This is a genomic window from Gemella haemolysans (genome assembly GCF_012273215.1).
Classification (GTDB): Bacteria; Bacillota; Bacilli; order Staphylococcales; family Gemellaceae; genus Gemella; species Gemella haemolysans_A.
Genome location: NZ_CP050965.1, coordinates 131,074 through 144,499 on the forward strand (window position 1 = coordinate 131,074; position 13,426 = coordinate 144,499).

11 protein-coding genes and 1 riboswitch are annotated in these 13,426 nt (G+C 31.6%); of the genes, 6 read left to right on the forward strand and 5 right to left on the reverse strand.

The genetic code is table 11. The annotated features are described in order from the left end of the window. Positions 1–3: 3 nt before the first annotated feature. The 5 genes from FOC48_RS00700 to aldA all read right to left on the reverse strand — a co-directional run bounded on the left by FOC48_RS00700 (position 4) and on the right by aldA (position 6,541). Positions 4–1,179, reverse strand: coding sequence for a bifunctional 3,4-dihydroxy-2-butanone-4-phosphate synthase/GTP cyclohydrolase II (locus FOC48_RS00700; RefSeq protein ID WP_003147906.1), 1,176 nt, complete (start codon positions 1,177–1,179; stop codon positions 4–6). Further along, positions 1,172–1,783, reverse strand: a complete 612-nt coding sequence (locus tag FOC48_RS00705; protein WP_003147905.1) for a riboflavin synthase — start codon at positions 1,781–1,783, stop codon at positions 1,172–1,174. Before FOC48_RS00705 ends, FOC48_RS00700 begins: the two co-directional genes overlap by 8 nt. Beyond that, the gene (ribD, locus tag FOC48_RS00710) at positions 1,768–2,838 is read right to left on the reverse strand and encodes a bifunctional diaminohydroxyphosphoribosylaminopyrimidine deaminase/5-amino-6-(5-phosphoribosylamino)uracil reductase RibD (protein ID WP_003147904.1); all 1,071 of its coding nucleotides are present in this window, start codon (positions 2,836–2,838) and stop codon (positions 1,768–1,770) included. The genes FOC48_RS00705 and ribD overlap by 16 nt, the downstream gene beginning before the upstream one ends. 165 nt (positions 2,839–3,003) lie before the next feature. Continuing rightward, a riboswitch (FMN riboswitch) is annotated at positions 3,004–3,128 on the reverse strand. Positions 3,129–3,289: 161 nt separating this feature from the next. Then, positions 3,290–4,633, reverse strand: a complete 1,344-nt coding sequence (locus FOC48_RS00715; protein WP_003147903.1) for a sodium-dependent transporter — start codon at positions 4,631–4,633, stop codon at positions 3,290–3,292. Between the two features lie 456 nt (positions 4,634–5,089). Continuing rightward, positions 5,090–6,541, reverse strand: a complete 1,452-nt coding sequence (aldA, locus tag FOC48_RS00720; protein WP_003147902.1) for an aldehyde dehydrogenase — start codon at positions 6,539–6,541, stop codon at positions 5,090–5,092. Positions 6,542–6,989: 448 nt separating this feature from the next. On the opposite strand from aldA, the gene gnd reads away from it, so the two are divergent. The 6 genes from gnd to FOC48_RS00750 all read left to right on the forward strand — a co-directional run bounded on the left by gnd (position 6,990) and on the right by FOC48_RS00750 (position 13,424). Continuing rightward, positions 6,990–8,402, forward strand: a complete 1,413-nt coding sequence (gnd, locus tag FOC48_RS00725) for a decarboxylating NADP(+)-dependent phosphogluconate dehydrogenase (protein WP_003147900.1) — start codon at positions 6,990–6,992, stop codon at positions 8,400–8,402. After that, the gene (zwf, locus tag FOC48_RS00730; RefSeq protein WP_003147899.1) at positions 8,374–9,765 is read left to right on the forward strand and encodes a glucose-6-phosphate dehydrogenase; all 1,392 of its coding nucleotides are present in this window, start codon (positions 8,374–8,376) and stop codon (positions 9,763–9,765) included. Before gnd ends, zwf begins: the two co-directional genes overlap by 29 nt. Positions 9,766–9,930: 165 nt before the next feature. Next, entirely contained in the window at positions 9,931–10,506 is a 576-nt protein-coding gene (locus FOC48_RS00735) for a beta-class carbonic anhydrase (RefSeq protein WP_003147898.1), read from the forward strand. A gap of 15 nt (positions 10,507–10,521) precedes the next feature. Then, the gene (locus tag FOC48_RS00740) at positions 10,522–11,484 is read left to right on the forward strand and encodes an asparaginase (protein ID WP_035467238.1); all 963 of its coding nucleotides are present in this window, start codon (positions 10,522–10,524) and stop codon (positions 11,482–11,484) included. Positions 11,485–11,582: 98 nt separating this feature from the next. Further along, the gene (locus FOC48_RS00745; RefSeq protein ID WP_003147896.1) at positions 11,583–12,209 is read left to right on the forward strand and encodes a hypothetical protein; all 627 of its coding nucleotides are present in this window, start codon (positions 11,583–11,585) and stop codon (positions 12,207–12,209) included. Between the two features lie 192 nt (positions 12,210–12,401). Then, on the forward strand, positions 12,402–13,424 hold the full coding sequence (locus tag FOC48_RS00750) for a sugar-binding transcriptional regulator (RefSeq protein WP_254263184.1): 1,023 nt from the start codon (positions 12,402–12,404) through the stop codon (positions 13,422–13,424). The last annotated feature ends 2 nt before the right edge of the window (positions 13,425–13,426 follow it).

A 13,426-nucleotide genomic window follows, 5' to 3' on the forward strand; every position in this document is an offset into this window, starting at 1 on the left:
TCCTTATATATCTAAAAAGTGATTAAATCTTATTTTTTTTGTTTGTAAATAGTGTTTGTTTTCTTTATGTGGTTTTATCTTAATTGGTTCACGGTCAACTATATTAATTCCTAAAGAACTTAATTGTTCTACTTTGTCAGGGTTGTTAGTAAGTAGTTTTACTGATTTTATTCCTAAGTAATCTAATATATCTACTGCAATACTATAGTCCCTCTCATCAGGAGCGAAACCTAATTGAACATTAGCATCGTAAGTATCTACACCTTGTTCTTGCAATTGGTATGCAAGGAGTTTGTTTCTAAGCCCGATTCCTCGACCTTCTTGTCTCAAATATAAAACTGCTCCTCGACCTAGTTCTGAGATTTTTTGAAGTGCGGCGTGTAATTGTTCACCGCAATCACATCTATGAGAAGCGAATATATCTCCTGTCAAACATTCTGAGTGAACTCGTATTAGTAAAGGTTCTTCAGAAGTTAAATCACCTTTACTAATAATTAAATGTTCTTTATTAAATTCATCTTCAAACAGCTGTAAATCAAAGTCTCCAAATTCTGTTGGAAGCTTTATTTTAACGCTGTCTTCAAATGACAAAAAACGTGTTAGTTCGTCTAAATCAACAACTGTTAAATCCCATTTTTTGGCAAATTCATACAAGTCATCTCTTCTAGCCATAGTACCATCTTCGTTCATGATTTCACAGATATATGTAGCTTCGGTACTGTTAGCTAATCTTGCTAAATCTAAACTTGCTTCGGTGTGGCCACGACGAACTTTAATTCCACCATCACGTCCTATAAGAGGGAACATGTGTCCAGGTCTATTAAAATCTTCAGGTCTAGAATTAGGATTTGCTAATTCTTTTATAGTTGTAGCTCTTTCAAAAGCAGAGATTCCTGTTGTTGATGTTTTATAATCAACACTTACTGTAAATGCAGTCTCGTGAGGATCTGTATTTTTATCTAGCATTGAATGCAAGTTTAATCGTTTAGCTATTTCAGTTGAAACAGGTGCGCAAATTAAACCACGGGCATGTTTCGTCATGAAATTTACATTTTCACCAGTAACTAGTTCAGCTAAGCCGACTAAATCTCCTTCTGCTTCTCTGTCATCATCATCGATAAGAACGATTAATTTTCCAGCTTTTAAGTCTTCGATTGCTTGTCGTACATTATTAATCATTTAACTTTCCTCCAAATAGTTTTAGTTGAGCTTTTATATATTTTGCTAGAATATCGGTTTCAATATTTACATTGTCACCAATTTTCAATTTTTCTAGATTTGTATGTTTTGCAGTATGTGGAATTAACGAAACGGTAAATTTATTATTGTCGCAAGTTACTACTGTTAAACTTATTCCGTTTATAGTAATTGAGCCTTGATTAATGATTTCTCCTTGAAATTTACTTGGATAAGCAAAAGTTAGAAGAATAGCATTTTCGTCTTTTTGTCTTGCTGCTAATTGTGCTAAGCCATCACTATGCCCCGAAACGATATGTCCTTCAAATCTATCTGAGTGTCCCATTGCGGGCTCAAGATTTACAGAGTCATTTACTTTTAAGTCTTTAAATGTTGTTCTCTTATAAGTCTCGGGCATAATATCAACGGTGAATTGTGATGAACTTTTTTGGACACATGTTAAGCATACTCCATTTACCGCCATACTATCACCGATTTTATATGTTTCCAGTAAGTTTTTAGTTGCTTGTATTGTTAATTTTATACTGTGACTTGATTTTATAATTTTTACTATTTTACCTTGTTCTTTTATTAATCCTGTAAACATTGACTTTCTTTCCTTCCCGAGATTCTTATATCTTCACCGAGTTTTGTTACATTAATATCGTGTAAAGTGATTTTTTCATTAGTAGTTCTATCACTATTAAATGATGAAGTATTGCTTCCTCCTAAGAGTGTAGGGGAAATATATGAAATTACTTCATCCCAATAACCACTAGCAAGGAATTGATCGTGGATACAAGGGCCACCTTCTACATAAACTGACTGTATACCAAGTTTTGCAATCTCAGTAAGAATTTCTTTTATTGTAAATTCGTTAGGTGTAATGATAGTTACATGTGAAGGTAAGTCTTCATTTTTGTATTTCGAAAAAACTATAACTTCAGAAGAATCGTCTTTAAAGAGATTTAGTTCTTTATGTTGAAAAATAGTTCCTTCTTTATCTAATATGATTCTTTTTGGTGGGTATAATGATGTGCTCGCTCCAGTTAATTTTGGATTATCTATTAACACAGTTTTTGCCCCAACGAGAATAGCTTGATAATTATCTCGTTCTTTTCTGACGAAGTCATATACTTCTTTTCCTGTTATTTGAGTTCTTTCATTAGTAAAGGCTAATTTTCCGTCAAGACTGGTAGCTTGTTTTAAGACTACATAAGGTCTTTTTTGTGTGTGGAATAAATTGTAAGCATAATTCAGATTATAAGCTTCTTTTTCCAAGATACCAGTTGTAACTTCAATTCCATTATCACGTAAGAATTTAATTCCCTTTCCACTAACTATTGGATTAGGATCTAATTGAGCAACAACAACTTTAGAGATGCCCATTTTTAATATGGCTTCTGTACAAGGTGGTTGTTTTCCTTTGTGGTTACATGGTTCTAATGTGACATATAGAGTTGAATTAAATATTTTCTCAGGAGTTTTACAAGTAGAAATAGCATTTTTTTCAGCATGTTCACAACCGTAACGAAGGTGTGAACCTCTTGCGACAATTTTATTATCTTTTACTATAATTGCACCAACTAGAGGATTGGTATGTGTATATTTTGCACCACGCTTAGCTTCTAATAGAGCAAGATTCATAAAATATTCGTGCATAGTATCAACTCCTTTATAAAAATAAAAACCCGATTATATTTGATGATTCAAATAATCGGGACTGATGGTTTGTTTTTTATTCGATAAAGAGACCTGAATGTATAGTTTTTATACATTCTAGGTTATATATTATCAGTAGTATTAGATATATTTATCTTAATGCTATAATTTCTTCTCCCATCCAGACTATACTGTCGGTTCTGGAATCTCACCAGATCAGCTTGCGCTCACGGACTTCTAGGAAACTAGTCACCGCCGGTTGGGAATTACACCCGACCCCGAAGAAATATTCAATTCATGACTTAATAATAGCACTATTGAAAACGTATGTCAACAATTAAAGTTTATTTATAAAAAATATTTAAAACGCTATAAAAAAATAAGAGTAATTCAATAAATGGGATTTCAGCAAAATCGTTATTTGAATCACTCCTAATAGTTTTAAATTATATTATAAAAATTGTGCTAAGCAAACGATAAGAATAATAACTGGTAGTATATATCTTAATAGGAATAGCCATGTTCTGAATAAGACTAGGTTTGTTTTGTTATTCTCGTTGATATGCAATTGCTCCTGAGCGACTTTTTTGTCTAGTACATATCCAGTGAATATTGATAATGCTAAGCAACCAAGTGGCATAAGTATATTAGATACTAAGAAATCCATTAAATCGAAAACTGTTTTTCCGAATATTAATGTATCAGATAATGAACCGTAAGATAGAGCAGAAGGAATTCCAACGATGAAAGTTAAGATTCCGATGATTACACTGAATTTAGTACGGTTAGTATTTTTTTGGTTAGTAATATTTCCTACATTGATTTCTAACATAACTACAGATGAAGTAATAGTAGCGAATAAGAATAATATTAAGAATAAAATGTAGAAAATTTTACCGAATGCCATATTGCTGAATAATTGCGGTAATACGATGAATAATAAACTCGGTCCACCTTCAGATTCCATACCGAATGAACTCATAGCTGGGAAGATTGCAAGTCCTGCCATTATAGAAACTGCAATGTTCATTAATACAACCGAAATACCTGATTGAACCAGGTTAGTTCTTCTATCAAGGTATGATGCATAAGTTAACATAGCTGTAACCCCGATAGAAAGTGCGAAGAACGATTGCCCAAGTGCGAATAAAATACCAGAACTAGTAATTTTAGAAAAATCAGGTTTTAGGAAGTAAGTAACTCCAGCCATTGCATTTGGTAATGTTAATGATCTTGCGATAATTACTAAGAATATGATGAATAATAGTGGCATCATGATTTTTGATGCTTTTTCAATACCTTTTTGAACACCACGAGATACTATAAGAATATTTAATAAGATGAATAAAGCCTGAGCGCCTAATGCAATCCAAGTATTTGATATAACACTCGTGAATAAGGCTGCGTGATCACCAGTAAAATGAAGCCCAAGAGTATCAGAAATTGAAATACCTAAGTATACTAAAATCCATCCACCAATAACACTATAGAATGATAGTAAGATAAATAGGGCGAATCCACCGATATAACCAATAATATTATAATTTTTGTTTTTTCCTAGTTTGCCAAAAGTTCTAATGGCTGAAACTCCAGCGCCACGACCAAGTACAAATTCAGCAAGAAGTAGTGGTAGTCCAATTAAAAGAGTGAAGATAAGAAAGACTAGTAAGAATCCACCTCCACCATTTGCTGCGGTCATGTATGGGAATTTCCATACAGCTCCAAGACCTATCGCAGATCCAGCTGAAGCAAGTATGAAACCTACTTTAGAACTCCATTTCGAATTTTCTGACATAAAATTTTTCCTCCTGTTAATTGATAATAAATAAAAGCTATTTAGAAAATACTAAATAGCTTTTAAAATATATATAATACTATACTCAAGGCCATTTAGTATTTTTACCAATGGCCTGAAAACATGTTTAACTAGCCATTGTAGACATCGTTGCACTTATATCTACAATGCTATGAGATATAAGTGCTGCTAAAATGGCACGAAAAAGTATTCTCTTTTACTAGTTAAAATATTAGTTTTCATTATTGAGTAGCTCCTTTATTAATTGTAATTAAAATCTTAACATTTATCTGAAAATCTGTCAATAATTTTTTGAAAACTTTTAATTTGTTGCTCTTACATGGATAATAAAAAGGTGAGGAGCAAAGAATAATCGTATAATAAAATAAATCACCATATTCAAATATATACTTGAGTATGATGATTTATTAGATTGTTGATCAGTATTTTTATAGATTATTCATTATCTAATTGCATGTAAACAACTTGAGTAGTTAGGTATTCTTCTAAACCATGTTTACCATCAGCTCCACCGATACCAGATTTACGACGTCCAGCGTGGAATCCTTGCATAGCTTCGAAGTTTTCACGGTTAATGTATGTTTCACCAAATTTTAGACCGTTAACTGCTTTGAATGCAGTATTTAGGTTAGTAGTATAAACTGATGAAGTTAATCCGTATTCTGAATCATTAGCATATTCTAATACTTCTTCTAAAGTTTTGAATGTTGCTACTGGGATTACTGGTCCGAATGTTTCTTCTTTCATAATTTTCATTTCGTTAGTTACATCTGTTAAAACAGTTGGTCCAAAGAAGTATCCAACTTGGTTTTCATCACGAGTTCCACCATATGATAGAGTAGCACCTTGTTTTACTGCATAAGCAACTTTTTCTGCAACAGCGTCTACAGCACGTTTTTCGATAAGTGGACCATAATCTAAACCACCTTCTTTATTAGGATCACCGAATTTAACTTTATCAAGTTCAGCGAATAATAATTTTTCGAATTCATCTTTAACGTCTTCGTGAACATATACTCTTTCAGCACAGTTACATACTTGTCCAGAGTTAATTACACGAGATGCAACGATAGCTTTTGCAGCAAGAGAAAGATCTGCATCTTTAAATACTATAGCCGGTGCTTTTCCTCCAAGTTCTAGAGAAACATTAGTAATATTTTCAGCAGCAGCCTTCATAACTTCTTGTCCAGCTGTTAAGCTACCTGTTAAACTTACTAATCCAACTTTAGGGTTAGAAGCTAATCTATTTCCAACAACAGATCCACGACCGTGAACAATGTTTAAGATACCTTTAGGTAGACCTACTTCTACACAGATTTCAGCGAAAATATCAGCATTTATTGGAGTTAATTGACTTGGTTTCAATACAATTGTATTACCAGTAAGTAGTGCTGGTGCCGCTTTTCTAGCGATTAAGAAGAATGGGAAGTTCCATGGTAAAATACCAGTAGTTACTCCGTGAGGGCGTTTGAATAAGAAGATGTGTTCATCTTGTCTATCACTTTGAATAATTTCTCCCTCATATCTTCTAGCCCATTCAGCCATATAATCTAAGTAATCTGCTGTGAATAATACCTCAACTTTTGCTAAATCGAAAGTTTTACCACCTTCATTAACAATAGTTTGTGTAATTTCTGATTCGCGTTCACGGATGCGTTCAGCAATTTTTCTAAGATATGCACCTCTTTGAATTGCAGGTAATTTTTCCCAATCACGTTGAGCTACTTCTGCTACGTCAATTGCGCGGTCTACATCAGCTTCTGAAGAAGAAGGGATTTTCGCGATAACTTCTTCTGTAGACGGATTTAGTACCTTGATGTAATCGTAATTTGTATTCCCTTCAAATTCTCCGTTAATAAAATTTTTTAATACTTTAACTTCACTCATAGTTAATTCTCCTTTTTCTGTTTTCCTCATAAGTAAACGTTATCATTACTGTATTAACATTGTATCTTATGAAAAAATATAAATCAAGTACTTTGTTTGTGTTTTTTGATATATATTTATGTATTTAAACTTTTATCCATATGTTTTTACAAAAAAAATTATATATAATTTTAAATAGAAGAAATGAATAATTTAAGAATGGTAAAAAGAATTAAATTATTTTTATTTCCTGTAACATATCAAATAAAGCGCATACATAAAAGTGAAAAGTTATTTAATAATAAGATTGTTGTTATTGTACTTGATACAGTTTGTCTGAAATATTAAATTTTAATGTATTAAGTAACTAAAGAAAATAATAGTAAAAAATTTTTCCGAGCAAAAATATTTCCATTAGCAATGTATTTAGTGGTATAATCTTAGGTAAGAAACATTAGGAGGTTCATTAATGAAACAAAATATCGGAGTTATCGGTTTATCAGTAATGGGAAGTAATCTTGCATTAAATATTGCAGATAATGGTTTTAAAGTTGCAGTATTTAATAGAACAACATCTGTTGTAGATAAAATGCTAGAAGAGCACCCACACAAAAATGTAACAGGGAGATATTCATTACAAGAATTAATCGATGGATTAGAAAAACCAAGAAAAATTGTTTTAATGGTTAAAGCAGGATTTGCTGTAGATAGCCTAATTGAACAATTAACACCACTTCTTGATAAAGGAGATATCATTATTGATGGAGGAAATTCATTCTTCAAAGATACTCAAAGAAGATATGATCTATTATTAGAAAAAGGAATTAACTACTTCGGAGTTGGTGTATCTGGAGGAGAAGAAGGTGCTAGATTCGGTCCTGCTTTAATGCCTGGTGGTGATGAAAAAGCTTACGAAGAAATTCGTCCAATTTTAGAAGCTATTGCAGCTAAAGTTAACGATGTACCATGTTGTAGTTATACTTCAACTGGTGGAGCAGGTCACTATGTGAAAATGGTTCACAATGGTATCGAATATGGAGATATGCAACTAATTTCAGAAGCTTACAAAGTTCTTAAACACCTAGGTGGTTTCTCAAATGAAGAATTACAAAAAACATTTGAAGAATGGAATAAAGGTGAATTAGAATCATATCTAATTGAAATCACAGCAAATATCTTCAAAGTAAAAGAAGAAGATGGAAGCTACTTAGTAGATAAAATCTTAGATAAATCTCAACAAAAAGGTACTGGGAAGTGGACTAACGAACAAGCTATTGATTTAGGAATTGATGTATCAGTTATTACAGCTGCGCTAAATGGAAGATATATGTCAAATCTTAAAGAAGAACGTGTTCGTGCTGAAAAAGAATTTGCTCGTAAACCTTATGCAGTAGTTGAAGATAAAGAAAGATTAAAAAATATTGTAAAAGATGCTTTATTTATTTCAAAAATTGTATCTTATGCACAAGGATTCAAATTATTACAAGCTGCTGAGAAAGAATATAACTGGACATTTGATTATTCACAAATTGCTAAGATTTTCCGTGGTGGATGTATTATTCAAGCGAAAATTTTACAAAATATTATTGAAGCATACCAAAATAATCCAAAATTAGAAAACCTAATCTTTGATCCATTCTTTAAAGAAGTTATTGAAACAAGACAAGATAGCTTACGTGAAGTTGCTGCTTTAGCGATTTCTAATAGATTACCACTAAGTGCTATGACTTCTGCAGTTTCTTACTTAGATATCTACACTACAGCAGATAGTGGTGCTAACTTAATTCAAGCACAACGTGACTATTTTGGAGCACATACTTTCGAAAGAACAGATAAAGAAGGAAATTATCACTATGACTGGGTTGGAAACAATGAAAAATAAAACAGCAATAACACTTTTTGGAGGGACAGGAGATCTTACATATAGAAAATTGTTACCTGCGTTATACAATTTAACAGTTTTAGGAAAATTAGCCGATGATTTTAAAATTGTTGTAATTGGTCGTAGAGCTTATACACAGTCAGAATATATAGATATTGCTCGTACGTGGGTAAAAGAGTATGCGCGTACTAAATTCGACGATGAACAATTCGACGCTTATGCTGAAAGAATTATCTATTTTAAAATGGATATGACAAATGAAGATGACTATGAGATGTTACAAGCATTTTATGCTGAACAAGATATACAAAATCATGTATACTACTTTGCAGTAGCTCCATCATTCTTCATAACTATTACAAATGGTCTTAAAAAATATTGCTCAGAAAATAATGCGAAAGTTATTATTGAAAAACCATTTGGAGAAGATTTAGAAAAAGCTGGAATATTAAATGATGAGCTTGCTAAATTCTTTAATCAAGATGAAATTTATCATATTGACCATTATCTAGGTAAAGAGATGATTCAAAACATCCTATCTCTACGTTTTGAAAATATCATCTTTAAGGGTATTTGGAATAAAGATTTTATCGAAAATGTTCAAATTACTGCTGCAGAAACTGTAGGTGTTGGAACTAGGGCTAGTTACTATGATAAGAGTGGTGCTTTAAAAGATATGGTTCAAAATCACCTATTACAGGTTCTATCATTAGTAGCTATGGAAGAACCAAAAGAAGAGGGAAGTCGTAGTATTCACGAGAGTCAATATAATCTTCTTTCTGCACTAAAACCGATTGAAGATGTTCATGAAAGTTTAGTTATGGCACAATATGAAGGATATCTTCAAGAACAAAATATTCCTGCAGATTCTAAGACGGAAACGTATGCTGCACTTAAATTATTTGTAGATAATGAACGTTGGGAGGGTGTACCATTCTTTATAAGAACTGGTAAAAAACTTGAAAAACGAGAAACTCAAGTAGTGGTACAGTTTAAGTCTGTTGGAACTTCACCTGGTAATGTATTAATAATAAAAATTCAACCTGAAGAAGGTGTGTATTTCCAATTTAATGCTAAAAAACCAGGTACAGAGCAAGAATTACAACCAATTTCACTTGATTTCTGCCAAAGTTGTATACTAGAAAATATAGTAAATACACCTGAAGCTTATGAAAGATTATTAGATGCTTGTTTTAGAGAGGATAGAGCATTATTCTCTCAATGGAATCAAATAGTTGAATCTTGGACATTTGTTAATAAACTTATAGCTAAGTATGAAGAACAAGGTTCTCCATTATACACATATGAACAAGGTTCAAAAGGTCCAAAAGAGGCTGATAATTTAGTGGATTGGGTTAAATAATTATTTAGATGTATTGTATGGCTTAAAGTCATGCAATACATCTTTTTTGCAGTGTAGGTGATTTTTTAGGGGTTGCTAGTTAGGAAAGTTTACGTTAAGCATGAAGTATAGTATAATGAAAATATAAGAAAAATTTAAATAATTATTTTCAAAAGGAGTTAAGATATGAGACTGTTAGATTCAATGTTAGAATACAATGAGTATTTTGTTAAATTCGAAGAGTATGAAAAATATAAGACAGAAGATAAATATCCAGCTAAGAGAGTAGTAATGTTTACGTGTATGGATACAAGGTTAGTTGAACTTGCAACAAAGTCTTTGAATCTATCTTCAGGAGACGTTAAAGTTGTAAAAAATGCAGGTGCTATATTAACTCATCCTTTTGGATCGATTATGAGAAGTTTGATAATAGCAGTGTATATGTTAAAAGCAGATGAGATTATAGTTATGGGACATCACGACTGTGGTATGCAAAATATTGATACTAATCTAATTATGGAAAAAATGCGAGATAGAGGTGTTGGAAAAGAAACTATTGATATTCTTCAATACTCTGGACTTGATTTAAATACTTGGCTACATGGTTTTGACGATGTTGAAGAAAGTGTTGGGCATGATGTTAATATGATTATGAATCATCCATTAATACCAAAAGACGTCCCTGTACATGGTTTAGTAATAAATCCAAGTAACGGGAAAGTTGATTTAGTTGTTAATGGTTATGAAAATCTAAGAAAATAGAAAGGGGATAGTAAGTTGAAGAAAATATTAATCTTGAATACAGGTGGAACAATCTCTATGAGTGAAGATCAAACAACGGGTAAAGTTTCGCCGACTGATAAGAATCCAATTGGTGTTGGAGGAAGTATGTTTTCTTATATTGGAGATTTAGTAGTTGAAGATTTATATCATCTTGCTTCTCCTCAGATAACAGAACATGAAATGTTAGGTATAAAGAATAGGATACTAGAAGCGGTAACACAAGGATATGATGGCGTAGTAGTTACACATGGGACTGATACGCTTGAAGAAACTGCGTATTATTTAGAATTGACATTAGATGTGAATATTCCAGTAGTGGTAACAGGAGCGATGCGTTCTAGTAATGAAATAGGAGCGGATGGACTTGCTAATCTAAGAAGTTCTTTAGTAGTTGCTGTTAGTGATGAAAGTTGTGATAAAGGTGTATTAGTAGTTATGAATGATGAGGTGCATACAGCTACCTATGTTACTAAAACACATACTACAAATGTAGCGACTTTCCAAACACCAACTTTTGGACCTATAGGATTAGTATCTAAAAATAGTGTAATTTATTTCCAAAAATTAATAAATGAAGAACATTACGATGTAAATTTTTTTGGTAAGAAAGTTTACTTATTAAAGGCGTATGCTGGTATGGGAGATGAGCTTATTAATGCAGTCGCAAATCTTGGAGCAGATGGATTGGTGATCGAAGCTCTAGGTGCTGGTAATTTACCTCCAAGAACTGTTCCGGCGATAAGAGAATGTATTAAGAAGAAAATACCTGTAGTATTTGTTTCCCGTGCATTTAATGGTGTTACTCAAGATGTATATGATTACGAAGGTGGCGGTAAGAGATTCCAACAAGGTGGAGTTATTTTTACAACAGGACTTAGTGGACAGAAAGCTAGAATTAAGTTATTAGTTTTATTAGAAGCAGGAGTTGATTTTGATAATTTAAAAAATTATTTTTAGAAATAATTTGTGAAGTTATTGAAATATGAAGAAGGTTGAATATTTTTTATAATTATGGTAGTATATTAAATGATTAAAATTAGGAAAGAGGTGTAGAGTTGAAATTTAAATATCATAAGTCGTATAGAGGATTTTATCTAATAGAGGATAATAAATTTAAGCGACCATACCAAAAAATAGATCAAGAAAAAACATTAGAGAACTTAAATGGAAAAGTTGAGTTTAATAAAAATGAAATAATTGAAATAGCTGATGAATTCGTAGTTTTTGTTGTAAAAGATGGTGGAAAAACAAATGATACAAAGCCTGTAAAAGAATCAAAAACTAAGAAAAAAACTGAAAAAATCGATTTTGAAGTATTGGAATTAAAATACAAAATTCCTAGACTGTTATTACAAAAATTGTATGGAGTTATAGCAGGGAATTCAAAAAAAGGACAACGCGATTTATTATCTGTTTTATCAGTTATAGAAAATGTTACTCTAGCTGATAGTCTATTTTCTTCAAAAGTGAAAAAAATATTCTACTACAGCGATAAAGAACTGAATGAGTTACTAGTTAGATACAACTTTGATAACTTAAATGTAGAAAATCTGAAAAAAGATATAGAGGTCAACTACCCTAGCCAATACATTTCTAATTTGCCAGTTGATTATAAAGAATATGAAATGATTTTTGTATTTTATTTCATTATTCTAATAGAATTATTAACGATATTAAAATAAGATGAATTTTTTGATTAAAATTTATTTAAAAGACTTGATTTTTATGTAGGTCTTTGTTATAATTTTAATCAGAAAGTTTATTTTTTTGAAATAAGTTGGTCAAAAAACGACCTAACTGGACAAGGGGTGTCCACAAATAAACTTTCAAATAAACAGGGGAAACATAAGATGGATATTTTACATTTGTTACATATGCAAAGTAGACTTGTACCTGATATGTTTATGAAGTTTAGTAATAGGTATGAATTGCTTATTGCAATAAAAGTTAATCAACCAGTAGGTCGAAAAACATTATTAAACTTTATAAATATGACGGAAAGACAATTACGTACGGAATGTGAAGTTTTATCCAAGTTAGGGTTAATAACAAAAAAAGCTACGGGAATGAATCTTACAGAAAAAGGAGAAGAGCTTTTATTGGAGATAAAAGAATCAGTTATTAATGATGCTTTTGCCAAAGAGAGAAGTTTTATAAAAAATTATTTTTCAATAAAACAAGTTCACATTGTAGCGGGTGACTTTATTAATAATGAAGCCACTAGAGAAGAAATGACTAACTTACTCTTGGATAAGGTTAATGCTAAGATAACTAAAGAATGCGTAATTGGAGTCAGCGGTGGTAGTACGATGTATTACATAGCCGGCAGAGCTAATGAAACATTTGGTTATGGAAAAGATGTTACTATAACGCCTATCAGAGGGGGATTATCTGTAGTAAATACAGAATATCAAGCCAATGATATAGCCTCTAAGATGGCAAAAAATTCTGGACATAATTATCAATTATTACATGCACCAGATAATATAGGACAAAAAGCATTAGAAGAACTTGTAAAAGAACCAGTCATAAAAAATGCTCTAGATGTTATAAGTAAAACATCGATAATTATCCATAGTATAGGGAAAGCTTTTGAAATGGCGAATAGAAGAAAATCTTCTAAAGATATTTTGAAAGTATTGGAAGAAAAAAATGCTGTTTGTGAATCATTTGGAAGTTATTTCGATGAGAACGGCAGTGAAATATTTAAAACCTCTACTATAGGTATGAGTTTTAAAGATGTTGATGGCATTGATAATGTCTTTACGATAGTTGGTGGAGAAGAAAAAGCTGATGCAGTATTTAGTTACTTAAATACTAGACCAGCAAATGCGACACTAATTATTGATGAGGCTATTTGCAAAAAAATAATAAAAAAAGTTAATAAAAATTTTTAGGA

What these genes read in the sequence shown, in the direction of transcription:
- FOC48_RS00700 (WP_003147906.1), bottom strand. Translation starts at nt 1,179, where the DNA reads ATGATTAATAATGTACGACAAGCAATCGAAGACTTAAAAGCTGGAAAA.
- FOC48_RS00750 (WP_254263184.1), top strand. Translation starts at nt 12,402, where the DNA reads ATGCAAAGTAGACTTGTACCTGATATGTTTATGAAGTTTAGTAATAGG.
- FOC48_RS00735 (WP_003147898.1), top strand. Translation starts at nt 9,931, where the DNA reads ATGAGACTGTTAGATTCAATGTTAGAATACAATGAGTATTTTGTTAAA.
- FOC48_RS00705 (WP_003147905.1), bottom strand. Translation starts at nt 1,783, where the DNA reads ATGTTTACAGGATTAATAAAAGAACAAGGTAAAATAGTAAAAATTATA.
- aldA (WP_003147902.1), bottom strand. Translation starts at nt 6,541, where the DNA reads ATGAGTGAAGTTAAAGTATTAAAAAATTTTATTAACGGAGAATTTGAA.
- FOC48_RS00715 (WP_003147903.1), bottom strand. Translation starts at nt 4,633, where the DNA reads ATGTCAGAAAATTCGAAATGGAGTTCTAAAGTAGGTTTCATACTTGCT.
- gnd (WP_003147900.1), top strand. Translation starts at nt 6,990, where the DNA reads ATGAAACAAAATATCGGAGTTATCGGTTTATCAGTAATGGGAAGTAAT.
- zwf (WP_003147899.1), top strand. Translation starts at nt 8,374, where the DNA reads ATGACTGGGTTGGAAACAATGAAAAATAAAACAGCAATAACACTTTTT.
- ribD (WP_003147904.1), bottom strand. Translation starts at nt 2,838, where the DNA reads ATGCACGAATATTTTATGAATCTTGCTCTATTAGAAGCTAAGCGTGGT.